Genomic DNA, 23,055 nt, shown 5'->3' on the forward strand with positions numbered 1-23,055 from the left:
TAAATAAGCAAAAAGCCCCGCAAGCTATAGACTGCGGGGCTTTTTTAGTAACATACTGAAAATATTAGCTTGCCGGTAAAGGCATCAAATTTTCCGGCAGGTTATAGAGCTTCGCCAGCGTCATCAGGTTTTCGCTTCCGCCTTCCATTCTCAGCGCTACGCCTTGCTTCTTCACCAGCGCCACCAGCTGAATAAGCAGCGCCAGCCCGGCGGTATCCACCCTTTCCAGCCCGTTTAGCTCAATGACCCGCAAGCCAGACGTGGCTTCATGGCGTGCTTCCCACAGCGGCGCCAGCGTCTCTTCCTCAAGCACCCCCTGCAAACGCAGGATATCGCCGCTGCGCTGCCAGCTAAACTGCTGCGCCATTACTGTTTCTGATCCAGCGTAATCGGTTGACGAGAGATCGATTGCAGCTGCGCGGTCAGACCTTCAACCCCTTTCTGACGCAGAATGTCGCTCCACTCGTTCTGTTTGGTGGTGATCATGCTCACCCCTTCCGCGATCATGTCATAAGCCTGCCAGTTGCCGGTCTGGCTGTTCTTACGCCACTGAAAGTCCAGGCGTACCGGCGGGCGGCCATTTGGGTCGATGATAGTGACGCGGATCGGCAGGATATCGGCATTGCCGAGCGGCTGCTCTGGCGCAATCTGGTAAGTCTGACCGTGATACATCGCCAGCGCCTGACCATAAGCCTGCTTCAGATACTCGCGGAAAGCGGCGAAATAGGCTTCACGCTGCGCGGGAGTCGCTTCTTTGTAATAGCGGCCGAGCACCAGCGCGCCGGCGTATTTCACCTGTACATAAGGCAGCAGCTCCTGATCAACGACGTCACGCAGATAGTTAGGGTTTTGACGAATTTTCGGTTGCTCATTTTTCAGACGGTCAAAGGTTTTCTTTGCCGCCTCATTCATCAGGGTATACGGGTTGGTCTGATCGGCGGCGTTAGCAAGCGGCGCAATAACCAACATCGCGACCATTAAAAAGCGTTTAAATAAAGTCATTTTTTCTCCTGAGTTATTTCGTCGTTTCAGGTTGCGGCGTCGAATCAGTATGGTTGGCAGTCGGCGTTTGCGCACTGTCGTTATTCTGATTGTCGCCGCTGTTGCTCTTGTAGAGGAACTGGCCAATCAAATCCTCAAGCACCATGGCGGACTTGGTGTCCTGAATGGTTCCCCCTTCCTTAAGAATGGAAGTGCCCAGTTCAGGGTCTTCAAACCCGACGTTCAGCGCCAGATATTGCTCGCCCAGCAAACCGGACGTGCGGATAGAGAGCGAACTGGTATCGGGAATATGATCGTAACGCTGTTCTATATCCATGGTTACGCGCGGCAGATAGGTTTTCGGATCGAGCGAAATATCAGCCACGCGGCCGATCACCACGCCGCCAATACGCACCGGCGAGCTCACCTTCAGGCCGCCGATATTATCGAAAGTGGCATAGAGCTGATAGGTCGGTTCTGTGCGCATGGAGGTGACATTCGCGACTTTAAGAAACAAAAAGAGCGCCGCCAGCAGCGCCACCAGCATAAAAGCGCCGACCCAAATTTCAAATTTCTTCGTTTGCATGAATTAATTCCCAAACATCAATGCAGTGAGCACGAAATCCAGGCCCAGAACGGCCAGCGATGCGTGCACAACGGTACGTGTAGTTGCCCGGCTGATCCCTGCGGATGTCGGAATCGCATCATAGCCGTTAAATAACGCAATCCACGTTACCGTCACGGCAAACACCACACTCTTAATCAAACAGTTTACTAAATCGAGGCGCCAGTCGACGGCGTCCTGCATGGCGGACCAGAAAAAGCCCGCGTCGATGCCTTTCCAGCTCACGCCGACCAGCGCCCCACCCCAGACGCCGACCGAGACGAAAATAATGGTCAGCAGCGGCAGCGTGATAATACCCGCCCAGAAGCGCGGCGCAATGACGCGGCGCAGCGGGTCAACTGCCATCATCTCCATGCTGGAGAGTTGCTCGGTGGCTTTCATCAGGCCGATTTCCGCCGTCAGGGCCGAACCTGCGCGCCCGGCAAAAAGCAGCGCCGACACCACGGGTCCCAGTTCACGCAGCAGCGACAAGGCCACCATCATGCCAAGGCTAGTTTCCGCGCTGTAAGTGGTTAACACCAGATAGCCCTGCAGGCCCAGCACCATACCGATAAAAAGACCGGAAACGATGATGATAAGCATCGACAGTACGCCGACGTTATAGATCTGGCGCATCAGTAGCGGCGCTTGCTTGCGAAACTGCGGCTTGCCGACCACCGCATTAAACAGCATTAATCCGGCGCGGCCAAAGGAGGCGCTCACTTCCAACCCGCGACGTCCCAACGACGCCAGCGCATTTAACAGCATCTGTGGATTAACTCCCTTTTCCTGATAATAAATCTTGCTGATAGTCCCCGGCCGGGAAGCGAAAAGGCACTGGTCCGTCGGCTATTCCGTCGAGGAACTGCCGCACCCGCGGCTCCTGGTTTTCCTGCAACGCCTGGGCGCTGCCGTGGGCAACGATGCGTTTATCCGCCACGATATAGGCGTAATCCGCGATGCTCAACACTTCCGGCACATCATGAGAAACCACGATGCAGGTGACGCCAAGTGCGCTGTTTAGCTCTGAGATAAGCTTCACCAGCACGCCCATTGTAATGGGGTCCTGACCGACGAAAGGTTCGTCAAACATAATTAAGTCTGGTTCCAGCGCGATCGCCCGCGCCAGCGCCGCCCGGCGCGCCATGCCGCCGGAAAGCTCCGAAGGCATTAACTTCGCGGCGCCGCGAAGCCCAACCGCTTCAAGCTTCATCATTACCGTGCTGTGCAGTAGCGCCTCAGGCAAATGGGTATGTTCACGCAGCGGCCAGGCCACGTTTTCAAAAACGTTCAGGTCGGTAAATAAAGCGCCGGACTGAAACAACATGCTCATGCGCTTACGCACGGTATAAAGCCGCGAGCGTGACATGGCGGGAATATTTTCGCCATCGAAGAGGATCTCTCCGCGATCGGGCTGGATTTGTCCGCCGATTAGCCGCAGCAGCGTGGTTTTTCCGATCCCTGACGGCCCCATAATGGCCGTGATTTTTCCCCGCGGCACGTTGAGAGAAATATTATCAAAGATGCACCGATTACCGCGTGTGAAGCTGACACCGCGAATGTCGACCAGGTTCATCTCGGTCTGGCTCATCAATTTATCCTTAGCCGGAGTGAGTTATGATTCAACGCGGCGTATTTAATCGCCACAAACGAAACATTTTTACAGATAATTACCCGCCAGAGTTAGCGAAAGCTGGCATTTGTTTTACTTTTTGGGCGCATAAAGTCAGAATTAGGATTTTGCACTTTCCTTATAAGATCCGTGCGCAGCCAGGGCTTCAGGCGAAGTGGACCGGCGATTATACCTGAATAAAGGACTTTGCATGCTTTTAGCTACGGCGCTGTTAATTATCGGTTTACTTTTGGTCGTCTACAGCGCTGACCGCCTGGTATTTGCCGCCTCCCTGCTCTGCCGCAGTCTGGGCGTTCCCCCGCTGATCATCGGCATGACGGTAGTAGGCATCGGCACCTCTCTGCCGGAGATTCTGGTCGCCACCGCCGCCGCGCTGCATGGCCAGGCGGACCTGGCACTGGGTACGGCGCTCGGCTCAAATATCACGAACATTTTATTGATTCTCGGCCTGGCGGCGTTGCTGCACCCTTTTTATGTTCACTCAGGCGTGCTGCGCCGTGAACTGCCGATCATGCTGCTGGTCAGCGCGCTGGCAGGCGTTTTCTTTTATGATGGCGCGCTCTCGCGCCTTGATGGTTCAGTATTGCTGTGCATGGCGGCGGCCTATATCTGGCTCATCGTTAAAGTCGCTCGAATAGCGGAGCGTAAGGGTAATGATAGCCTCACTCGCGAACAGCAGGCGGAATTGCCGCGCGAAGGCAGTCGGCCGGTTGCCTTTTTATGGCTCGGCGTTGCGCTTATCATTATGCCAATGGCCACGCAGATAGTGATTGATAACGCCACCGTGCTGGCGAATAGCTTCGGCATCAGCGAGCTGACTGTCGGCCTGACTTTTATTGCCATAGGCACCAGCCTGCCGGAGCTTGCAACCGCCATCGCCGGCGCCCGCAAAGGCGAGGATGACATAGCTATCGGCAATATCATAGGTTCGAATATTTATAATATTGCTATTGTGCCAGGTCTGACTGCATTGCTCGCGCCGGGTGAAATCAACCCGCTGCTGTTTACCCGGGATTATGGCGTGACGTTGCTGGTCAGCGTTATCTTCGCCCTGCTCTGCTGGCGGCGCGCTCGTCATATTGGTAAACGCGCCGGCGTCGGATTGCTGTGCGGCTTTGTCGTATGGATGGCGATGCTCTTCTGGCTCTCGCCCCGTCTTACAGGATGAATCGGAAACAGATTATGTCGCAGATAGATTTGCCGCCGGGCTTTGACTTTCAGCAGGCCGGCAGAGATGTGCTGGAAATTGAACGTGAAGGCCTGGCGCAGCTCGACCAGTACATTAATACAGATTTCAGTAAGGCTTGTGAAAGCATGTTCTACTGCCAGGGCAAGGTGGTCGTCATGGGCATGGGCAAATCAGGCCATATCGGGAAAAAAATGGCGGCGACTTTCGCCAGCACCGGCACGCCTGCTTTTTTTGTTCATCCAGGCGAGGCGAGCCATGGCGATCTGGGCATGGTTACGGCGCAGGATATCGTTATCGCTATCTCTAATTCCGGCGAATCTAATGAAATCCTCGCGCTTATCCCCGTGCTAAAGCGTTTGCAGGTGCCGCTCATCTGTATCACCAGCCGCCCCGAAAGCGCCATGGCGCGCGCGGCGGATATTCATCTTTGCGTGAAAGTGCCGAAAGAGGCCTGTCCGCTTGGTCTGGCGCCCACCTCCAGCACAACCGCAACGCTTGTCATGGGCGACGCGCTGGCGGTGGCGCTTTTGAAAGCGCGCGGGTTTACCGCTGAAGATTTTGCGCTTTCTCACCCAGGCGGCGCGCTGGGCCGCAAGCTGCTGCTGCGCGTGAACGATATCATGCACACCGGCGATGAGATCCCCCGCGTCAGCAAAGAGGCGACGCTTCGCGACGCGCTGCTGGAAATCACCCGCAAAAACCTCGGCATGACGGTTATTTGCGACGATCTGCTGAAAATCGAAGGCATTTTTACGGATGGCGATCTACGTCGTGTCTTTGATATGGGCGTTGATCTGCACAAATTGCATATCGTTGATGTTATGACCCGCGGCGGCATTCGCGTAAGGCCCGGGACGCTGGCGGTTGAAGTCTTGAATCTGATGCAGTCGCGCCATATAACCTCTGTCCTGGTTGCCGATGGCGACCAGTTGCTCGGTGTGGTACATATGCATGATTTGCTGCGCGCGGGCGTAGTCTAAAAAAGGAAAGCATTGATGAGTAACGCAGATGGCGCGGTCGAGACCTGTTACGGGCCGGTGAGCGCGCAGGTTATGGCGCGGGCGGAGCAGATTCGTCTGCTCATTCTTGATGTCGACGGCGTCATGTCCGACGGCTTGATTTATATGGGCAACAGCGGCGAAGAGCTCAAGGCGTTCAACGTGCGAGATGGCTACGGGATTCGCTGCGCGCTCACCTCCGGCATTGAGGTGGCGATTATTACCGGCCGCAAAGCGAAACTGCTGGAAGACCGCTGCGAAACGCTCGGCATAACCCATCTCTACCAGGGGCAATCCGATAAGTTAATCGCTTACCGTAACTTGCTGGAAAAACTGGCGCTGGCACCCGACAATGTGGCTTATGTGGGCGATGATTTGATTGACTGGCCGGTCATGGCGGAGGTCGGGCTGAGCGTGGCGGTGGCCGACGCGCATCCGTTGCTCATTCCGCGCGCCGATTATGTTACCCGCATTCATGGCGGACGCGGCGCAGTGCGGGAAGTCTGCGATCTTCTTCTGCTGGCGCAGGGCAAGCTTGATGAGGCCAAAGGGCAATCGATATGAGTAAAACCAGACGCTGGGTGATTATCCTGCTGGCGCTGGCGGCGTTGGTGCTGATTGGCATTAACCTCGCCGACCAGGAGGAAACCGGACCAGTGGCGACAAGTGACAACGAGCCAACTTACCAGAGTGAACATTCCAGCACGCTGGTTTACAGCCCGGAAGGCGCGATGAACTACCGGCTTGTGGCGCAACACGTGGAGTACTACTCCGCCGACGGCGTCTCCTGGTTTACACAACCAGTGATGACCACCTTCGATACCCAGAGCGCTGACAAAACGCCCACCTGGTCAGTTAAGGCAGATAAAGCCAAACTGACTAATGACAGGATGCTGTACCTTTACGGTCACGTTGAGGTCAACGCGCTGACTGCGGATTCGCAGTTGCGCCGAATTACAACGGACGAAGCGCAAATCAACCTGATAACTCAGGATGTCTCGTCAGACAAGCTCGTCACGTTATACGGCACCAGCTTTAACTCCAGCGGCCTGAAAATGCGCGGAAACTTACGCAATAAAAACGCCGAGCTGATTGAAAAGGTTAGAACCTCGTATGAAATTCAGAACAAACAAACTCAGCCTTAATCTCGCCCTCTCCGGCGTGTTGCTGGCCGCCAGCTGCTCAGCGTTTGCCGTAACAGGCGATACTGAACAGCCGATCCATATCGAGTCCGATCAGCAGTCGCTGGATATGCAGGGCAACGTCGTCACCTTCACCGGTAATGTCGTCGTCACCCAGGGCACCATTAAGATCAACGCCGATAAGGTGGTGGTCACCCGTCCGGGCGGCGAGCAGGGCAAAGAAGTTATCGACGGCTACGGCAATCCGGCCACTTTCTACCAGATGCAGGATAACGGCAAGCCGGTGAAAGGCCACGCCTCGCAGATGCATTACGAACTGCAAAACGATTTTGTCGTGCTGACCGGCAAAGCCTATCTGGAGCAGCTCGACAGCAATATCCAGGGCGACAAAATCACGTATCTGGTGAAAGAGCAGAAAATGCAGGCCTTCAGCGATAAGGGCAAGCGCGTGACCACGGTGCTGGTGCCGTCGCAGCTGCAGGATAAAAACAACTCCCAGGCGCCAGCGCAGAAAAAGAGCAACTAACTTCTTATGGCAACATTAATCGCGAAAAACCTCGCTAAAGCATACAAAGGCCGACGCGTCGTTGAAGATGTCAGCCTGACGGTGAAATCGGGCGAAATCGTCGGCCTGCTCGGCCCGAACGGCGCCGGTAAAACCACCACGTTCTACATGGTCGTCGGCATTGTGCCGCGCGATGCCGGCAATATCATAATTGATGAAGAGGATATCAGCCTGCTGCCGCTGCACGCCCGCGCCCGCCGCGGTATTGGTTATCTGCCGCAGGAAGCCTCTATCTTTCGCCGTCTGAGCGTGTACGACAACCTGATGGCGGTACTGCAGATCCGCGACGATCTCAGCAGCGAGCAGCGCGAAGATCGCGCGAAAGAGCTGATGGAAGAGTTTCATATCGATCATCTGCGCAACAGCCTCGGCCAGGCGCTTTCCGGCGGTGAACGTCGCCGTGTGGAGATCGCCCGCGCGCTGGCCGCCAACCCGAAATTCATCCTGCTCGACGAACCTTTCGCCGGGGTAGACCCTATTTCTGTTATCGACATCAAGCGCATCATTGAACACCTGCGCGACAGCGGCCTGGGCGTTCTCATCACCGACCACAACGTCCGTGAAACGCTGGCCGTTTGTGAACGCGCTTATATCGTCAGCCAGGGGCACCTTATCGCCCACGGCACGCCCGATGAGATCCTGCAAGACGAGCAAGTTAAGCGCGTCTATCTTGGGGAAGAGTTCAGACTCTGATAGGGTAGAGCAACGGACAGCGAGCCCGCGCCATCGTATTCCGGCGTCGCGCCCTGCCAGGACAGGTATACTAATACTTATCACCTGAGGAAATTTGCTCTGAATATGAAGCAAGGTTTGCAACTTAGGCTTAGCCAACAACTTGCCATGACGCCCCAGTTGCAACAGGCCATCCGCCTGTTGCAGTTGTCGACGCTGGAACTGCAGCAAGAACTTCAGCAAGCGCTGGAAAATAACCCACTGCTTGAGCAAACCGAATTTCATGATGAGATAGCCACTCAGGAAGCGCAAAGCAGCGAAGGGCTGGATACCGCCGAAGCGCTCGAACAAAAAGAGATGCCGGAAGAGTTACCGCTCGACGCCAGCTGGGACGAGATCTATACGGCAGGCACCCCCTCCGGCAACGGCGTGGATTATCAGGATGATGAGCTGCCTGTTTATCAGGGTGAAACCACCCAGTCGCTGCAGGATTACCTGATGTGGCAGGTTGAGCTGACCCCCTTCTCCGATACCGACCGCGCCATCGCCACGTCGATTGTCGACGCCGTCGATGAAACCGGTTATCTCACCGTCGCGCTGGAAGATATCCTGGAAAGCATGGGCGATGAGGAGATAAGTCTCGACGAAGTGGAGGCGGTATTAAAGCGGGTGCAGCGCTTTGACCCTGTCGGCGTGGCGGCGCGCGATCTGCGCGACTGTCTGCTGGTGCAGCTTTCGCAGTTTTCCAGAGAGACGCCATGGATTGAAGAGGCTCGTCTTATCATCAGCAACCATCTTGATTTGCTGGCGAACCACGACTTCCGCAGCCTGATGCGGGTCACCCGGCTGAAAGAAGAGGTGCTGAAAGAGGCGGTCGCGCTGATACAGTCGCTCGACCCGCGTCCCGGCCAGTCGATTCAGACCGGCGAGCCGGAATATGTCATACCGGATGTGCTGGTGCGTAAGCATAACGGTCGCTGGACGGTAGAGCTTAATGCCGACAGCATTCCGCGTCTTAAAATTAACCAACAATACGCCGCGATGTGCACTACCGCGCGCAATGAGTCCGACAGCCAGTTTATTCGCAGCAATTTGCAGGAAGCGAAATGGCTGATTAAAAGCCTGGAGAGCCGCAACGATACGCTGCTTCGCGTAAGCCGCTGTATCGTCGAGCAACAGCAGGCTTTTTTTGACAAGGGCGAAGAGTACATGAAGCCGATGGTGTTGGCGGACATCGCCCAGGCGGTAGAGATGCACGAATCAACTATCTCCCGCGTCACAACGCAAAAATATCTGCACAGCCCGCGAGGCATTTTTGAACTGAAGTATTTCTTCTCCAGCCATGTAAATACGGAGGGCGGCGGCGAAGCCTCATCCACCGCCATCCGCGCGCTGGTGAAGAAATTAATAGCCGCGGAAAATCCCGCGAAGCCGCTGAGCGACAGTAAGCTGACATCCATGCTGTCCGATCAGGGCATCATGGTGGCCCGCCGTACTGTGGCGAAGTATCGAGAGTCTTTATCTATTCCGCCGTCTAATCAGCGCAAGCAGCTGGTTTGACTCAACCGATAAGGAAGACACTATGCAGCTCAACATTACTGGACATAACGTCGAAATCACTGATTCCCTTCGTGAATTTGTGAACACGAAGTTCGCTAAGCTGGAGCAGTACTTCGAAAGGATTAACCAGGTTTACATAGTGCTGAAAGTGGAGAAAGTCACTCACATCTCGGACGCCACGTTGCACGTTAACGGCGGCGAGCTTCATGCCAGTGCGGAAGGTCAGGATATGTACGCCGCCATCGACGGTTTAATTGATAAACTGGCGCGGCAACTTACTAAACATAAAGATAAACTGAAACAACACTGATTGTCCGGGCGTTTAGCTGATGTATTAACGGCTCGTTATTCACCGAATAGCGGGCCGTTAGCACAGAGAATGCTTAGGTGAACTTATGATGAATAATGATTCCGCTCTGCAACTGAGCAATGTCCTGAACCAGGAATGTACCCGAAGCGGGGTGCATTGCCAGAGTAAAAAACGCGCACTGGAAATCATCAGTGAACTGGCCGCGAAGCAGCTTAGTCTGCCGCCGCAGGTGGTGTTTGAAGCCATTCTCACGCGCGAGCGAATGGGCAGTACCGGCATCGGCAACGGCATCGCCATTCCGCATGGTAAGCTTGAAGAAGATACCCTGCGCGCCGTAGGCGTATTCGTACAACTGGAAACGCCTATTGCTTTTGACGCTATCGACAATCAGCCGGTTGATCTGCTCTTCGCCCTGCTGGTGCCGGCCGATCAGACCAAAACGCATTTGCATACGCTCTCGCTCGTGGCAAGGCGGCTGGCGGATAAAACGATCTGTCGTCGTCTGCGCGCGGCGCAAAGCGATGAAGAGCTTTATCAAATCATCACCGAAGGCGGCGATGAGAGCGAATAACGGGCTGCAAAGCTCGATAAGAGGGGCGCTTGCCGCCCATATTGACCCAGGGAGAGACTGGAGATGGTGCTGATGATCGTCAGCGGGCGTTCGGGCTCCGGAAAATCGGTAGCTCTGCGCGCGCTGGAAGACATGGGATTCTACTGCGTGGATAACCTGCCGGTAGTGCTGCTGCCTGAGCTGGCGCGGACGCTGGCGGACAGACAGATTTCCGCCGCCATCAGTATCGACGTGCGCAATATGCCCGAGTCGCCGGAGATCTTCGAGCAGGCGATGAATAACCTGCCGGATGCGTTTTCTCCGCAATTGCTGTTTCTGGATGCCGATCGCAATACGCTCATCCGCCGTTACAGCGACACTCGCCGTCTGCACCCTCTCTCTGGCCGCAACCTCTCGCTGGAGAGCGCCATCGACGAAGAGAATAACCTGCTGGAGCCGTTACGCTCCCGGGCCGATCTGATTATCGACACCTCGGAAATGTCCGTGCATGAGCTGGCGGAAATGCTGCGCACGCGCCTGCTCGGCAAACGCGAGCGTGAATTAACGATGGTGTTTGAATCCTTTGGCTTTAAGCATGGCATTCCTATCGACGCCGACTACGTCTTCGACGTTCGCTTCCTGCCCAACCCGCACTGGGATCCGAAGCTGCGCCCTATGACCGGGCTTGATAAACCGGTGGCCGCCTTCCTTGACCGCCATACCGAAGTGCATAACTTTATCTATCAAACCCGCAGCTATCTGGAACTGTGGTTGCCGATGCTGGAAACCAACAACCGTAGCTACCTTACGGTCGCTATTGGCTGTACTGGCGGTAAACATCGCTCGGTCTACATTGCGGAACAGCTGGCCGACTATTTCCGTTCACGCGGTAAAAACGTCCAGTCCCGTCACCGCACGCTGGAAAAACGCAAATCATGACCGTAAAACAAACCGTTGAGATAACCAATAGGCTCGGCATGCATGCCCGGCCGGCCATGAAGCTGTTCGAGCTGGTGCAGAGTTTTGATGCGGAAGTGCTGCTGCGTAATGAAGCAGGCACGGAAGCGGAGGCGAGTAGCGTAATCGCTCTGCTGATGCTGGATTCCGCCCAGGGCGGTCAGATTGAAGTGGAAGCGACGGGTCCACAGGAACAAGAGGCCCTGTCAGCGGTTATCGCCCTGTTTAAAGCCGGCTTTGACGAAGATTAACGGCTTTGCTCTGGCGCATGCAAAAGGTGGGTCAGCTCCAGGCTAACCCGCCTTTTTTGTCGCTCAGGCGGTTATGCCTTTTAGCGCAGCTTGTGCTGCGTCATAAACGTTTCGCCGCCCAGCTGGCGCATCTGGCGCAGGATCCACGCCTGACGCGCGCGTACGTAACCTGAAGGCGCGTCCGCCCGCAAACGCAGCGGGTTTGGCAGCACTGCCGCCAGCATAGCGGCTTCCGCTGCGGTAAGACGGCTGGCGGGCTTGTGGAAATAACGCTGCGCCGCCGCCTCTACGCCAAAGGTGCCCTCGCCAAATTCAGCGATATTCAGATAAACCGTGAGAATGCGCCGTTTGCTCCAGACCGTTTCCAGACCTACCGTCAGCCCCGCTTCCAGCCCCTTGCGCAGCCAGCTGCGCCCGTCCCACAGAAAAAGGTTTTTAGCCGTCTGCTGCGAAATCGTCGAAGCGCCGCGAATGCGATTCTCGTGCCGTTCGTTATGAGAGACCGCTTTCTTTATGGCGGCGACGTCAAAGCCCCAGTGTTCAGGGAACTTTTGGTCCTCCGCCGCGATGACCGCCAGTCCCATCCATGGCGAAATATCGTCGGTTCCTACCCAGTCAGAATGCGCTATATAGCTAAAATTACCGCTAAACCAGGCGGACGCTTGTCTTTCTACCATCACCGCGGAAAAAGGCACCGGCAGCAGGCCGAACAGCAAAATACCGGCTATCCAGAACGCCAGCACGGCGGCGCAGCCACGCCAAAGCCAGCGCCACCCCTTTCGCCACAGCGACGCCTTGCCTTTCCTCATTCGCACAGTTCCAGCACGCGGGCGACCAGCTTCTCTATACCGGCTGCCGCCTCGTCAATGCGCTTCGCTACCATGTAGGCGGGCGTGGTGACCACTTTGTTATCTTCATCCACCACGATATCGTCCACCGGACAGGGAACATGTTCGCCGCCCATTTCCTCAATAATTTCCGCCGTATCGATATCGGTGCCAATGGTCAGGCGCAGCGGCGGCGGCAGAATTTTAGGCAGCATGGCGGGGGCGATGCAGATAAAGCCAAGCGGCTTGCCTGCGGCATGCATCGCCTGCGCCAACGCCTTAAGCGACGGGTCGACAACGCACTCCGCCCCCTGGCTTGCAAAATTGCTCAGATTCTTCGCCGCGCCAAAGCCGCCCGGCACCACCAGCGCGTCCAGCGTCTCGAACCGGGCCTGACCGAGCGCCTGAATTTCGCCGCGAGCGATACGCGCCGCTTCCACCAGTACGTTACGGCTTTCCACCATTTTCTCGCCGGTCAGATGGTTAAGCACATCCGCCTGCGGTTTATCAGGCGCAAAGCAGACCGCCTGCGCACCGCTTCGTGCAATCGCCAGCAGCGTAATAACCGCCTCATGAATTTCGCTTCCGTCATAAACGCCACAACCGCTAAGTACGACGCCAATTTTCTTCATGAATTCATCCCTTTACCTAAACTACTGAACAATATAAAAAATTGTAATTTAAACGCTATGCTTCACACATTTAACTGATTCGCGTAACAATTTTTTTAAGTTTTGCTATCTTATGCTCGAGCGGAACATATTCTCAGGCCCCGCCATGAACGAAAAAACCACACCAAGAACAGGCGATGCCTTAATTTCCCTGGTGTTGGCGCAGTATTCGCGCACCCCGGTTAATCCGGGGTCATTTTTTTTCAGCTTCGCTCACCCACGCCTTCAGCGCTGCCACATCCTGCGGCCACTCCTGCTTAAGCTCTTCTACCCATTCACCAACGTTATCCCACCATGCCGGCAAGTCTGGCGACTGAATCTGCTGGGCCAGCTGTTGTAAATGACGCAGGCCGACGGAGCCCGCTGCGCCTTTAATTTTATGCCCTTCCTCTACGATGCCTTTCTGGTCACGCGCCGTCAGGTTCGACTCCAGCACGCTCAGGTAGCCCGGCATCATCTTTTCAAACATCGCCAGGCCATCCAGAATCAGCTTCGGCCCTACCAGCTCCATGTACTGCTCAAGCATGGGTAGATCGAATAACGTCTTGTGCTTATCTTCACTCATCGTTTCGCCCTCATTCTCGTCCGGTTGGGTATCCCAGTATTTCTTAATCATTGCGGTCAGCGCGGGGACGGCCAGCGGCTTGCTCAGCACGTCATCCATCCCCGCATCCAGATACTCCTGCTTGTCCTTAAGCACATTGGCGGTTAACGCCACCAGCGGCGGCAAATCCTCTTTCGCATAGCGGCGCGTCAGTTCGCGGGAGATATCCAGGCCTGTCATGTCCGGCAACTGGATGTCGAGCAGCACAAGGTCATACTCGCCGGGCTGGAACGTTTCCAGCGCCGCTTTGCCGGTCATCGCCACATCCACGCTGTTGCCAAGCTTCTCAAGCACGGAGCGGGCGACAATCACGTTAAGTTCAATATCTTCCACCAACAGCACATGCAGCGCTGGCAACGGCATATCGTCGTCTTCCTGTTCATCCTTAACCTCTTCCGCCACGCGTGGCGCCTCGACGGTGAGCGTGAAGACAGAGCCCTTGCCCGGTTTGCTTGAAACGGTGATATCGCCGCCCATGTTTTTCGCCAGCCGACGCGATACCGCAAGACCAATGCCGGTGCCCGTAGCGGGCTTACCGCCCTGACTGTCTTTGACCTGATAATACATGGCGAAGATCTTATCCAGCTCCTGCTGCGGAATACCGATACCGGAGTCTTCCACCTCGAAGCGCAGGCGGCGCTCCTCTTCGTAGCGCACGCGCACCGTCACCTGCCCTTTTTGCGTAAATTTCACCGCGTTGCTGATGAGATTCCACAGGATCTGACGCAGGCGGGTGCCGTCGGTCACCACCTTGTGCGGCAGCGGCAGCGTCGGCTCCATCACAAAGCGTAACCCTTTTTGCTGCGCCTGCAGGCCGGAGAGATTTTCAAGGTCGGCAAGAAAGCTGGTGAAATCGACCGGCTGGTTATCAAGCTGCACTTTGCGCCGCTCGATTTTGTCCATATCGATAATATCGTTAAAGATATTGCCAAGCGTAACGGCGGAAACATGAATAGTTTTCAGGTATTTCTCCTGCTCGGCTGTCAGTTCAGTATCGAGCAGAATACGGCTTAGGCCGACAATGCCGTTGAGCGGCGTACGCAGTTCATGGCTGATGGTGGAAATAAAGGTGGTCTTATCGCGGCTGGCGCGCTCCAGCGCGTCCTGATAGCGCTTGCGCTCGGTAATATCGCGGCCGAACCCCATCAGCCCATGGCGTTTACCCACCCGGTCATAGTAAGGCACTTTACGAATTTCAAAACAGGCTTTGCGGCCATCCGGATAGTCGAGCCACTGCTCGTAAGTGAGCGAAACGTTGTGGCGAAATACCTTTTCATCGGTTTCGATAACCTTTTGCGCCGCCTCCGGCGAATAAACATCCTGCGGCTTAAGGTTAATTAACTGTTTTTCGCTTTTTCCGGTCAGCAATTCCATCGCCCGGTTGCAGCCGGAGAACTCTTTATCTTCGTTGCGATAGAAAACCAGGTCCGGCGAGGCGTCCAGAAACGAACGCAGGAAGGAAGATTGTTGCTCAAGCTGGATCTGCGTCACTTCGCGCTCTTTCATCTCGACTTTCAGCTGCTCCAGCATATGCTGGCGCTCAGCCTCCGCCTTTTCGCGCTCGGCAATCTCCTGATTAAGCTGGGCGATGTTATCTTTAAGCTGCACATTAAGCTTCAGGTCGCGCTCGCGCATCTCTTCGAGCTTGTCGACAAGCTTCGAGAGCCGCTGGCGCGACTCTTCCAGCTGTTCTACCACCACAGACAGAAAGTAAACGGCCCAGGGCGTTATCAATAAGCCGAAAAAGATAGAGCGGATAACGTCGATGCTCTCCACCTGGCCGTGCAGCACCATCGTTACCGCCATCTGCACCGCCATCGCCAGCACCACCAGGGCGAGGGCCAGTAACAGAGAGAACCGCACCAGGCCCAGCTTGACCAGCAGATCAACGTAAAACTGCGCCAACAACCGGATTTGCTTCATGAATTATTCCTTCGCTGATATTCCGCTCAATAATACCCAAAACCGGCGAGAACGCTCAGGGTTGAACGTAAAAGTGTGGCGTCCAGGGTGTGCCGAGGGCGGTCCCCTGCGCGCCGTGCGCGTTAAGGTAGCGGTCTATCTCCACCATACCGGTCCAGCGGTTTTCACACCACAGCGGCGCGAGAAGCGTGGGACGGCGTGCGCTGGCGGAGATGCGGTGATATATCACTTCCGGCGGCGTATGGCGGATAATCTCCCCCGCCGTGGCGGCATACTCCTCAAGCGCAATGCCTGCAATCCTGCCCGCCTGCCATGCTTTCGCCATAATGCTGCCGCTGACGATGTGCAGCGGATGCAGCTTAATGCCATCCACGCCGGTATCCACTACGCGCGCCAGCGTCTCAAGACAGTGGCCTTGCGTTTCGCCAGGCAGCCCGACGATGAGATGACAGCAGACATCAAGCCCGCGCGCACGCGCCAGCCGCGCCGTCTTCTGGTAAGCCGTGAAGTTATGGCCGCGGTTAATACGGCGCAGCGTTTTATCGTGGGCCGACTGTAACCCCAGCTCCAGCCAGACCTCATAACCCTGTTCGCGATAACTGCTGAGCAAATCGAGCACGCTCTCCGGCACGCAGTCGGGGCGCGTTCCCACGCACAGGCCCACGACATTCGCCTCGCTTACCGCCTGTTGATACATGGCGCGCAATTGCTGCACTTCAGCCCAGGTGCTGGTGTATGCCTGGAAATAGGCGAGATAACGCCTCGCCCGATCAACCCGCTTCGCCTGGCAGGCAAGCTGATCGGCTATTGAGGCATACTGCTGCGTTTCATCAACAAAAGAGGCGACATTGCAAAAAGTGCATCCGCCGCGGCCAATCGTGCCGTCGCGATTTGGGCAGCTGAAGCCGCCGTGTAGCGTAAGTTTATGGACTTTTTGCCCATACCGGCGGGCCAGGTCGCCGCCAAACATATTGACTAATTTCTGTAACTGCATAATCTGGAAGGCCGCCCTGCGAAAAGGGCCAAGCCTGCCAGTTTTCCTTCCCCACGGCGATGATGTGGATCAAGCGCCAGGGCACCCTTTTACATCATGAATAATCATTCAAAATAAACGCAATTTCAGTCATTGACCGGCTGATTACTTTTCCTTATGTCGCCGCCTTTTATTTAAATAATATGACGACAAGTGAAAAACAGTACCATGCTGCAAGCCGCACCTGATTTTTAGCATTTTCCGCTGATAATTCCCGTAACGGCAGTGACCATTGGGGTTTATAGCCAGCGCCAATAGTGAGAGAGATCACACTCCATTTTGGTGCAGCCGCCGCTTCATGCATTGTAAAAAACAATAAATAGATACTAAAAACAATTAGTTAACCAATGCATAGCACATTTCAGCATAAATAAGAATGACATTTGACCTGCCTGGTGATTCCCGATAAGTTGAGAATCCGCTGGAAGCTTTCTGGATGAGTGTTCTGCTCATCATATTTATGCAGTAATTGAGATTCCCTCTTAAGTAAGTTCTCAACGACCGTGTATCGATGCGAAAAGGATGAAAGAGGGCGACATACGAGGAACGCGTTATAACGCCACCCCCGTCGCCGCACCCTTTTTACGCCCGCGCGCCGTCAGAACAAGAGAGAGTCTCGCAGAGCCTGGGGAGGTTCACTTATATGTTGTACGATAAATCCCTTGAGAGGGATAACTGTGGTTTCGGCCTGATCGCCCACATAGAAGGCGAACCTAGCCACAAGGTAGTGCGTACCGCCATTCACGCACTGGCCCGTATGCAGCACCGTGGCGCTATCCTTGCCGATGGCAAGACTGGCGATGGTTGCGGCCTGCTGCTGCAAAAACCGGATCGTTTCTTCCGCCTTGTTGCCGAAGAGCGCGGCTGGCGTCTGGCGAAGAACTACGCCGTCGGCATGCTGTTCTTAAATAAAGATGCGGAACTGGCGGCCCGTAGCCGTCGTATCGTTGAAGAAGAGCTGCAACAGGAAACCCTCTCCATTGTGGGCTGGCGCGACGTGCCGACCAACGAAGGCGTGCTGGGCGAAATCGCCCTCTCCTCTCTGCCGCGCATTGAACAAATTTTCGTTAACGCCCCGGCGGGCTGGCGTCCGCGCGATATGGAACGCCGCCTGTTTATCGCCCGTCGTCGTATCGAAAAACGTCTCCAGGATGACAAAGACTTCTATGTCTGTAGCCTGTCTAACCTGGTCAATATTTATAAAGGTCTCTGTATGCCGGCAGACCTGCCGCGCTTTTACCTGGACCTGGCGGACCTGCGTCTGGAATCGGCTATCTGCCTTTTCCACCAGCGCTTCTCCACCAACACCGTGCCGCGTTGGCCGCTGGCCCAGCCGTTCCGCTACCTGGCGCATAACGGCGAAATCAACACCATTACGGGCAACCGTCAGTGGGCGCGCGCGCGTACGTATAAGTTTAAAACCCCGCTGATCCCGGATCTTCATGATGCCGCGCCTTTCGTAAACGAAACCGGCTCCGACTCCAGCTCCATGGATAATATGCTGGAGCTGCTGCTGGCGGGCGGGATGGATATCGTGCGCGCTATGCGTCTGCTGGTGCCGCCAGCATGGCAGAACAACCCGGATATGGATCCGGAGCTGCGCGCGTTCTTCGACTTCAACTCCATGCATATGGAGCCGTGGGACGGCCCGGCGGGCATCGTTATGTCCGACGGTCGTTACGCCGCCTGTAACCTCGACCGCAACGGCCTGCGCCCGGCGCGCTATGTCATCACCAAAGATAAGCTCATCACCTGCGCCTCTGAAGTAGGTATCTGGGATTATCAGCCGGATGAAGTGGTAGAGAAAGGACGCGTTGGCCCGGGCGAACTGATGGTTATCGACACCCGCGGCGGGCGCATTCTGCACTCGGCGGAAACGGACAACGATCTTAAAAGCCGCCACCCTTATAAAGAGTGGATGGAGAAAAACGTGCGTCGTCTGGTGCCGTTTGAAGATTTGCCGGATGACCAGGTCGGCACCCGTGAAATGGACGACAATCTGCTCGCCAGCTACCAGAAGCAGTTTAACTACAGTAACGAAGAGCTGGATTCCGTTATCCGCGTGCTGGGCGAAAACGGCCAGGAAGCGGTCGGCTCCATGGGCGATGACACGCCGTTCGCCGTGCTCTCCAGCCAGCCGCGCATTATTTATGATTACTTCCGCCAGCAGTTCGCTCAGGTGACCAACCCGCCTATCGACCCGCTGCGCGAAGCGCACGTAATGTCGCTTGCCACCAGCATTGGCCGCGAGATGAACGTCTTCTGCGAGGCCGAAGGCCAGGCGCACCGCCTGAGCTTTAAATCGCCGATCCTGCTCTACTCCGACTTTAAACAGCTGACTACGCTTGAAGAGCAGCACTATCGCGCCGACACGCTGGATATTACGTTCGACGTGACCGAAGCCTCGCTTGAAGAGACGGTAAAAGCGCTGTGCGACAAAGCCGAACAGATGGTGCGCGACGGCACCGTGTTGCTGGTGCTTTCCGACCGTAACATCGCCAAAAACCGTCTGCCGGTGCCTGCGCCGATGGCGGTGGGCGCCATTCAGACTCGCCTTGTTGAGAAGAGCCTGCGCTGCGACGCCAACATTATTGTGGAAACCGCAAGCGCCCGCGACCCGCACCACTTCGCCGTGCTGCTGGGCTTCGGCGCGACCGCTGTCTATCCTTACCTCGCCTATGAAACCCTGGCGCGGCTGGTGGATACCGGCGCTATCGAGAAGAACTACCGCAGCGTGATGCTGAACTACCGTAACGGCATCAACAAAGGCCTGTATAAGATAATGTCCAAAATGGGCATCTCGACTATCGCCTCTTACCGCTGTTCGAAGCTGTTTGAAGCGGTGGGCCTGCACGATGAAGTCTCCAGCCTCTGCTTCCAGGGGGTGGTGAGCCGCATCGGCGGCGCCGGTTTCGGAGATTTCCAACAGGATCTGCTGAACCTGTCGAAGCGCGCGTGGCTTGCCCGCAAACCGCTGGAACAAGGCGGCCTGTTGAAATACGTACACGGCGGCGAATACCACGCGTACAACCCGGATGTGGTGCGTACGCTGCAACAGGCGGTTCAGAGCGGCGAGTATAGCGATTATCAGCAGTATGCGAGGCTTGTGAACGAGCGCCCGGCGGCGACGCTGCGCGACCTGCTGGCCCTCAACCCGCAGGGCGAAGCGGTTCGCGTGGATGAAGTCGAACCGGCAAGCGAACTGTTCAAACGCTTCGATACGGCGGCGATGTCTATCGGCGCGCTGAGCCCGGAAGCGCACGAAGCGCTGGCCGAAGCGATGAACAGCATCGGCGGCAACTCGAACTCCGGCGAAGGCGGCGAAGACCCGGCGCGCTACGGCACTAACAAAGTCTCGCGCATTAAGCAGGTGGCTTCCGGCCGCTTCGGCGTGACCCCGGCTTACCTGGTTAACGCTGACGTTATTCAGATTAAAGTCGCTCAGGGCGCGAAGCCGGGCGAAGGCGGCCAGTTGCCGGGCGACAAAGTCACCCCTTATATCGCTAAGTTGCGTTATTCGGTGCCGGGCGTGACGCTTATCTCCCCGCCGCCGCATCACGACATCTACTCGATTGAAGATCTGGCGCAGCTTATTTTCGACTTAAAACAGGTCAACCCGAAGGCGATGATCTCCGTGAAGCTGGTTTCCGAACCGGGCGTGGGCACCATTGCGACCGGCGTGGCGAAAGCTTACGCGGATCTCATCACCATCGCCGGCTACGACGGCGGCACTGGCGCAAGCCCGCTCAGCTCCGTGAAATACGCGGGCTGTCCGTGGGAGCTGGGCCTCGTTGAAACCCAGCAGGCGCTGGTGGCTAACGGCCTGCGTCACAAAATTCGTTTGCAGGTGGACGGCGGCCTGAAAACCGGCCTCGATATCATTAAAGCGGCCATTCTGGGCGCGGAAAGCTTCGGCTTCGGCACCGGCCCGATGGTGGCGCTCGGCTGTAAATACCTGCGTATTTGCCATCTGAACAACTGCGCGACCGGCGTAGCGACGCAGGATGACAAACTGCGTAAAAACCACTACCACGGCCTGCCGTTCAAGGTAACCAACTACTTTGAGTTTATCGCTCGTGAAACGCGCGAAATCATGGCCTCGCTTGGCGTTACCCGCCTGGTGGACCTGATCGGCCGCACGGAGCTGCTCAAAGAACTGGAAGGCTTTACCGCGAAACAGCAGAAGCTCGACCTGGCGCGTCTGCTGGAGACCGCCGAGCCGCTGCCGGGCAAAGCGGTTTACTGCACCGAGCATAACCCGCCGTTCGATAATGGCGTGCTCAACGCGCAGCTGTTGAACCAGGCGAAGCCGTATGTGGATGAAAAGCAGAGCAAAACGTTCTGGTTTGATATCCGCAATACCGACCGTTCGGTGGGCGCATCGCTTTCGGGATACATTGCCGAGACGCATGGCGACCAGGGGCTGGCTTCCGACCCAATCAAAGCGCACTTCAGCGGCACCGCGGGCCAGAGCTTCGGCGTCTGGAACGCAGGCGGCGTGGAGCTGCACCTGACTGGCGACGCCAATGACTACGTCGGCAAAGGCATGGCGGGCGGCTTAATCGCTATTCGTCCGCCGGTGGGTTCCGCCTTCCGCAGTCATGAAGCGAGCATTATTGGCAATACCTGTCTGTACGGCGCAACTGGCGGCCGCTTGTATGCCGCAGGCCGCGCGGGCGAGCGTTTCGGGGTGCGTAACTCCGGCGCGATCACCGTGGTGGAAGGCATCGGCGATAACGGTTGTGAATATATGACCGGCGGCATCGTCTGTATCCTCGGCAAAACCGGCGTCAACTTCGGCGCGGGTATGACGGGCGGCTTCGCCTACGTGCTGGATGAAGATGGCGAGTTCCGCAAACGCGTGAACCCGGAACTGGTGGAAGTGCTGGGCGTAGACGAGCTGGCGATTCACGAGGAGCATCTGCGCGGCCTTATTACCGAGCATGTTCACCATACCGGTTCGCAGCGAGGCGAAGAGATCCTGGCCCACTGGCCGGCCTTCGCCTCGAAATTCGCGCTGGTTAAACCGAAGTCCAGTGATGTCAAAGCATTGTTGGGTCACCGTAGTCGTTCCGCAGCAGAGCTGCGGGTGCAGGCGCAGTAAGGGGTTTTAATGAGTCAGAACGTTTACCAGTTTATCGACTTACAGCGCGTTGATCCGCCAAAGAAACCGCTGAAGATCCGTAAAATTGAGTTTGTAGAAATTTATGAGCCTTTCTCGGAAGGTCAGGCCAAGGCGCAGGCAGACCGCTGCCTCGCCTGCGGCAACCCTTACTGCGAATGGAAATGTCCGGTCCATAACTACATCCCTAACTGGCTGAAGCTTGCCAACGAGGGGCGTATTTTTGAAGCGGCGGAACTGTCGCATCAGACCAACACGCTGCCGGAAGTCTGCGGCCGCGTCTGCCCGCAGGATCGCCTGTGTGAAGGTTCCTGCACGCTGAACGATGAGTTTGGCGCAGTGACCATCGGCAACATTGAGCGTTATATCAACGATAAAGCGTTTGAAATGGGCTGGCGCCCGGACCTCACCGGCGTGAAGCAGACCGGCAAGCGCGTGGCCATCATTGGCGCGGGCCCGGCGGGCCTCGCCTGCGCCGACGTGTTGACCCGCAACGGCGTCAAAGCGGTAGTATTTGACCGTCATCCGGAAATCGGCGGCCTGCTGACCTTCGGCATTCCGGCCTTTAAGCTGGAAAAAGAGGTCATGACCCGCCGCCGCGAAATCTTCACCGGCATGGGTATTGAGTTCAAACTCAATACCGAAGTGGGCCGCGACGTACAGCTTGACGATCTGCTGAAGGATTACGATGCAGTGTTCCTGGGCGTCGGCACTTATCAGTCCATGCGCGGCGGGCTGGAGAACGAAGATGCGCCGGGCGTGTATGAAGCCCTGCCGTTCCTTATCGCCAACACCCGTCAGATCATGGGCTTTAGCGAAGATGCGCAGCAGCCATTCATCAATATGGAAGGCAAGCGCGTCGTGGTGCTGGGCGGCGGCGATACCGCGATGGACTGCGTACGTACTTCGGTGCGCCAGGGCGCAACGCATGTAACCTGCGCTTATCGTCGCGATGAAGAGAACATGCCAGGCTCCCGCCGCGAGGTGAAAAACGCGCGCGAGGAAGGCGTCGTGTTTCAGTTTAACGTGCAGCCGCTCGGCATTGAAATTAACGCTAACGGCAAAGTGTGCGGCGTGAAAATGGCGCGTACCGAAATGGGCGCGCCGGATGCTCATGGCCGTCGTCGCGCGGAAATCGTGGCGGGTTCAGAGCATGTGCTGCCTGCTGATGCGGTGGTGCTGGCGTTTGGTTTCCGCCCGCACAGCATGGAATGGCTGGCGCAGCACAGCGTAGAACTGGATTCTCAGGGACGCATTATCGCGCCTGAGGGCAGCGAAAACGCTTTCCAGACCAGCAACCCGAAGATTTTCGCCGGTGGCGATATCGTACGCGGCTCTGACCTGGTGGTAACGGCGATTGCCGAAGGCCGTAAAGCCGCCGACGGCATCATGAACTATCTCGAAGTATAAGCACCCCGCCTTATGAAATAAGGGAAGCGTAACGCTTCCCTTATTTTTTGCTG

Annotated in this window: 22 protein-coding genes; 13 read left to right on the plus strand and 9 right to left on the minus strand. The window is 56.3% G+C overall.

What is annotated here, in order from left to right:
• Positions 1-64: 64 nt before the first annotated feature.
• From mlaB to mlaF, 5 genes are read right to left on the minus strand one after another with little or no spacing between them, the layout of a single operon-like run.
• Positions 65-367, minus strand: a complete 303-nt coding sequence (gene mlaB, locus ACU4F7_RS19445) for a lipid asymmetry maintenance protein MlaB (protein ID WP_029590276.1) — start codon at positions 365-367, stop codon at positions 65-67.
• Positions 367-1,002 carry a phospholipid-binding protein MlaC gene (mlaC, locus tag ACU4F7_RS19450; RefSeq protein ID WP_024559277.1) on the minus strand — a complete coding sequence of 212 codons (636 nt, stop codon included), beginning with the start codon at positions 1,000-1,002 and terminating at the stop codon, positions 367-369. The genes mlaB and mlaC overlap by 1 nt, the downstream gene beginning before the upstream one ends.
• A gap of 13 nt (positions 1,003-1,015) precedes the next feature.
• Complete coding sequence (gene mlaD, locus ACU4F7_RS19455; RefSeq protein WP_029590274.1) at positions 1,016-1,567, minus strand: outer membrane lipid asymmetry maintenance protein MlaD; 552 nt, start codon at positions 1,565-1,567, stop codon at positions 1,016-1,018.
• 3 nt (positions 1,568-1,570) lie between these two features.
• A complete protein-coding gene (gene mlaE, locus ACU4F7_RS19460; protein WP_024559275.1) occupies positions 1,571-2,353 on the minus strand; it encodes a lipid asymmetry maintenance ABC transporter permease subunit MlaE in 783 nt (260 codons plus the stop codon).
• A gap of 7 nt (positions 2,354-2,360) precedes the next feature.
• On the minus strand, positions 2,361-3,176 hold the full coding sequence (mlaF, locus tag ACU4F7_RS19465) for a phospholipid ABC transporter ATP-binding protein MlaF (RefSeq protein WP_029590273.1): 816 nt from the start codon (positions 3,174-3,176) through the stop codon (positions 2,361-2,363).
• A 232-nt stretch (positions 3,177-3,408) separates the two neighbouring features.
• On the opposite strand from mlaF, the gene ACU4F7_RS19470 reads away from it, so the two are divergent.
• From ACU4F7_RS19470 to npr, 11 genes are all read left to right on the plus strand, one after another.
• Complete coding sequence (locus ACU4F7_RS19470; RefSeq protein ID WP_481637592.1) at positions 3,409-4,386, plus strand: calcium/sodium antiporter; 978 nt, start codon at positions 3,409-3,411, stop codon at positions 4,384-4,386.
• Positions 4,387-4,400: 14 nt separating this feature from the next.
• On the plus strand, positions 4,401-5,387 hold the full coding sequence (kdsD, locus tag ACU4F7_RS19475) for an arabinose-5-phosphate isomerase KdsD (RefSeq protein ID WP_029590270.1): 987 nt from the start codon (positions 4,401-4,403) through the stop codon (positions 5,385-5,387).
• 15 nt (positions 5,388-5,402) lie between these two features.
• Positions 5,403-5,969 (plus strand): 3-deoxy-manno-octulosonate-8-phosphatase KdsC, encoded by a 567-nt coding sequence (gene kdsC / locus ACU4F7_RS19480; RefSeq protein WP_029590268.1) that lies wholly within the window; start codon positions 5,403-5,405, stop codon positions 5,967-5,969.
• The gene (lptC, locus tag ACU4F7_RS19485; protein WP_029590266.1) at positions 5,966-6,550 is read left to right on the plus strand and encodes an LPS export ABC transporter periplasmic protein LptC; all 585 of its coding nucleotides are present in this window, start codon (positions 5,966-5,968) and stop codon (positions 6,548-6,550) included. Before kdsC ends, lptC begins: the two co-directional genes overlap by 4 nt.
• Positions 6,519-7,073, plus strand: a complete 555-nt coding sequence (lptA, locus tag ACU4F7_RS19490; protein WP_024558816.1) for a lipopolysaccharide ABC transporter substrate-binding protein LptA — start codon at positions 6,519-6,521, stop codon at positions 7,071-7,073. Before lptC ends, lptA begins: the two co-directional genes overlap by 32 nt.
• 6 nt (positions 7,074-7,079) lie before the next feature.
• Positions 7,080-7,805: an LPS export ABC transporter ATP-binding protein gene (gene lptB / locus ACU4F7_RS19495; protein ID WP_024558817.1), complete on the plus strand. Its 726-nt coding sequence runs from the start codon at positions 7,080-7,082 to the stop codon at positions 7,803-7,805.
• A gap of 105 nt (positions 7,806-7,910) precedes the next feature.
• A complete protein-coding gene (rpoN, locus tag ACU4F7_RS19500; RefSeq protein WP_048888013.1) occupies positions 7,911-9,344 on the plus strand; it encodes an RNA polymerase factor sigma-54 in 1,434 nt (477 codons plus the stop codon).
• Between the two features lie 22 nt (positions 9,345-9,366).
• On the plus strand, positions 9,367-9,654 hold the full coding sequence (gene hpf, locus ACU4F7_RS19505) for a ribosome hibernation promoting factor (RefSeq protein WP_024558819.1): 288 nt from the start codon (positions 9,367-9,369) through the stop codon (positions 9,652-9,654).
• A gap of 85 nt (positions 9,655-9,739) precedes the next feature.
• Positions 9,740-10,225, plus strand: coding sequence for a PTS IIA-like nitrogen regulatory protein PtsN (gene ptsN / locus ACU4F7_RS19510; protein ID WP_024558820.1), 486 nt, complete (start codon positions 9,740-9,742; stop codon positions 10,223-10,225).
• Positions 10,226-10,288: 63 nt separating this feature from the next.
• Positions 10,289-11,143 carry an RNase adapter RapZ gene (rapZ, locus tag ACU4F7_RS19515; protein WP_024558821.1) on the plus strand — a complete coding sequence of 285 codons (855 nt, stop codon included), beginning with the start codon at positions 10,289-10,291 and terminating at the stop codon, positions 11,141-11,143.
• Positions 11,140-11,412, plus strand: coding sequence for a PTS phosphocarrier protein NPr (gene npr, locus ACU4F7_RS19520; protein ID WP_024558822.1), 273 nt, complete (start codon positions 11,140-11,142; stop codon positions 11,410-11,412). Before rapZ ends, npr begins: the two co-directional genes overlap by 4 nt.
• Before the next feature lie 80 nt (positions 11,413-11,492).
• Here npr and mtgA read toward each other — a convergent pair whose 3' ends face one another.
• From mtgA to mnmL, 4 genes are all read right to left on the minus strand, one after another.
• On the minus strand, positions 11,493-12,221 hold the full coding sequence (gene mtgA, locus ACU4F7_RS19525; RefSeq protein ID WP_024560089.1) for a monofunctional biosynthetic peptidoglycan transglycosylase: 729 nt from the start codon (positions 12,219-12,221) through the stop codon (positions 11,493-11,495).
• On the minus strand, positions 12,218-12,871 hold the full coding sequence (gene elbB / locus ACU4F7_RS19530; protein ID WP_481637593.1) for an isoprenoid biosynthesis glyoxalase ElbB: 654 nt from the start codon (positions 12,869-12,871) through the stop codon (positions 12,218-12,220). Before elbB ends, mtgA begins: the two co-directional genes overlap by 4 nt.
• A gap of 232 nt (positions 12,872-13,103) precedes the next feature.
• The gene (arcB, locus tag ACU4F7_RS19535; protein WP_481637594.1) at positions 13,104-15,437 is read right to left on the minus strand and encodes an aerobic respiration two-component sensor histidine kinase ArcB; all 2,334 of its coding nucleotides are present in this window, start codon (positions 15,435-15,437) and stop codon (positions 13,104-13,106) included.
• A 55-nt stretch (positions 15,438-15,492) separates the two neighbouring features.
• Complete coding sequence (gene mnmL / locus ACU4F7_RS19540; protein WP_029590256.1) at positions 15,493-16,431, minus strand: tRNA modification radical SAM protein MnmL/YtqA; 939 nt, start codon at positions 16,429-16,431, stop codon at positions 15,493-15,495.
• Positions 16,432-17,113: 682 nt separating this feature from the next.
• On the opposite strand from mnmL, the gene gltB reads away from it, so the two are divergent.
• Complete coding sequence (gene gltB / locus ACU4F7_RS19545; RefSeq protein WP_481637595.1) at positions 17,114-21,574, plus strand: glutamate synthase large subunit; 4,461 nt, start codon at positions 17,114-17,116, stop codon at positions 21,572-21,574.
• A gap of 9 nt (positions 21,575-21,583) precedes the next feature.
• Complete coding sequence (locus ACU4F7_RS19550) at positions 21,584-23,002, plus strand: glutamate synthase small subunit (RefSeq protein ID WP_029590252.1); 1,419 nt, start codon at positions 21,584-21,586, stop codon at positions 23,000-23,002.
• The last annotated feature ends 53 nt before the right edge of the window (positions 23,003-23,055 follow it).

It is taken from the genome of Franconibacter pulveris, from assembly GCF_056780215.1.

Excerpts from the sequence above, each read along its gene's own strand:
- mlaB (WP_029590276.1), bottom strand. The coding sequence starts at position 367 with ATGGCGCAGCAGTTTAGCTGGCAGCGCAGCGGCGATATCCTGCGTTTG.
- mnmL (WP_029590256.1), bottom strand. The coding sequence starts at position 16,431 with ATGCAGTTACAGAAATTAGTCAATATGTTTGGCGGCGACCTGGCCCGC.
- mlaE (WP_024559275.1), bottom strand. The coding sequence starts at position 2,353 with ATGCTGTTAAATGCGCTGGCGTCGTTGGGACGTCGCGGGTTGGAAGTG.
- mlaD (WP_029590274.1), bottom strand. The coding sequence starts at position 1,567 with ATGCAAACGAAGAAATTTGAAATTTGGGTCGGCGCTTTTATGCTGGTG.
- npr (WP_024558822.1), top strand. The coding sequence starts at position 11,140 with ATGACCGTAAAACAAACCGTTGAGATAACCAATAGGCTCGGCATGCAT.
- arcB (WP_481637594.1), bottom strand. The coding sequence starts at position 15,437 with ATGAAGCAAATCCGGTTGTTGGCGCAGTTTTACGTTGATCTGCTGGTC.
- lptB (WP_024558817.1), top strand. The coding sequence starts at position 7,080 with ATGGCAACATTAATCGCGAAAAACCTCGCTAAAGCATACAAAGGCCGA.
- ACU4F7_RS19550 (WP_029590252.1), top strand. The coding sequence starts at position 21,584 with ATGAGTCAGAACGTTTACCAGTTTATCGACTTACAGCGCGTTGATCCG.
- mlaC (WP_024559277.1), bottom strand. The coding sequence starts at position 1,002 with ATGACTTTATTTAAACGCTTTTTAATGGTCGCGATGTTGGTTATTGCG.
- rapZ (WP_024558821.1), top strand. The coding sequence starts at position 10,289 with ATGGTGCTGATGATCGTCAGCGGGCGTTCGGGCTCCGGAAAATCGGTA.
- mtgA (WP_024560089.1), bottom strand. The coding sequence starts at position 12,221 with ATGAGGAAAGGCAAGGCGTCGCTGTGGCGAAAGGGGTGGCGCTGGCTT.
- mlaF (WP_029590273.1), bottom strand. The coding sequence starts at position 3,176 with ATGAGCCAGACCGAGATGAACCTGGTCGACATTCGCGGTGTCAGCTTC.
- gltB (WP_481637595.1), top strand. The coding sequence starts at position 17,114 with ATGTTGTACGATAAATCCCTTGAGAGGGATAACTGTGGTTTCGGCCTG.
- lptA (WP_024558816.1), top strand. The coding sequence starts at position 6,519 with ATGAAATTCAGAACAAACAAACTCAGCCTTAATCTCGCCCTCTCCGGC.
- elbB (WP_481637593.1), bottom strand. The coding sequence starts at position 12,871 with ATGAAGAAAATTGGCGTCGTACTTAGCGGTTGTGGCGTTTATGACGGA.
- rpoN (WP_048888013.1), top strand. The coding sequence starts at position 7,911 with ATGAAGCAAGGTTTGCAACTTAGGCTTAGCCAACAACTTGCCATGACG.
- kdsC (WP_029590268.1), top strand. The coding sequence starts at position 5,403 with ATGAGTAACGCAGATGGCGCGGTCGAGACCTGTTACGGGCCGGTGAGC.
- kdsD (WP_029590270.1), top strand. The coding sequence starts at position 4,401 with ATGTCGCAGATAGATTTGCCGCCGGGCTTTGACTTTCAGCAGGCCGGC.
- ACU4F7_RS19470 (WP_481637592.1), top strand. The coding sequence starts at position 3,409 with ATGCTTTTAGCTACGGCGCTGTTAATTATCGGTTTACTTTTGGTCGTC.
- ptsN (WP_024558820.1), top strand. The coding sequence starts at position 9,740 with ATGATGAATAATGATTCCGCTCTGCAACTGAGCAATGTCCTGAACCAG.
- lptC (WP_029590266.1), top strand. The coding sequence starts at position 5,966 with ATGAGTAAAACCAGACGCTGGGTGATTATCCTGCTGGCGCTGGCGGCG.
- hpf (WP_024558819.1), top strand. The coding sequence starts at position 9,367 with ATGCAGCTCAACATTACTGGACATAACGTCGAAATCACTGATTCCCTT.